At 84.4% G+C, this 340-nt stretch carries 1 pseudogene; it reads left to right on the forward strand.

The window, feature by feature from the left end:
• Positions 1-149: 149 nt before the first annotated feature.
• Positions 150-340 (forward strand): annotated as a pseudogene (locus tag ADK36_RS50170) (alpha/beta fold hydrolase); the annotation flags it as partial.

Genomic DNA, 340 nt, shown 5'->3' on the forward strand with positions numbered 1-340 from the left:
GCCCCCCCACCCCCCCCCCCCGGGGCCCCCCCCCCCCCCCTCCCCCCCCCCCCCCCCCGACGGCCCCGCCGAGACCCTCGAACCCGCTGCCGGCCGACGACGCGCAGGGTGAGCCACCGGACGCCTCGGGCGGCGCGTACGCCCAGCGGATGCCCGGCGAGGCCCAGCGGACGCCCGGCGAGGGCGCGCGAACGGCCGACCCCGCCCATCCCGGCTCCGCCGCCACCTCCGGCGCGCAGCCCCTCCCGGACCTACGCGTCCCGACCTCGGAAGACAGCGCCCCCATGGCCCCGCCCCCGCCCCGGGCCTCCGCCCGCTTCCCGGACGCCCCGCCCACGGC

The organism is Streptomyces viridochromogenes, from assembly GCF_001270495.1.
Classification (GTDB): domain Bacteria; phylum Actinomycetota; class Actinomycetes; order Streptomycetales; family Streptomycetaceae; genus Streptomyces; species Streptomyces viridochromogenes_A.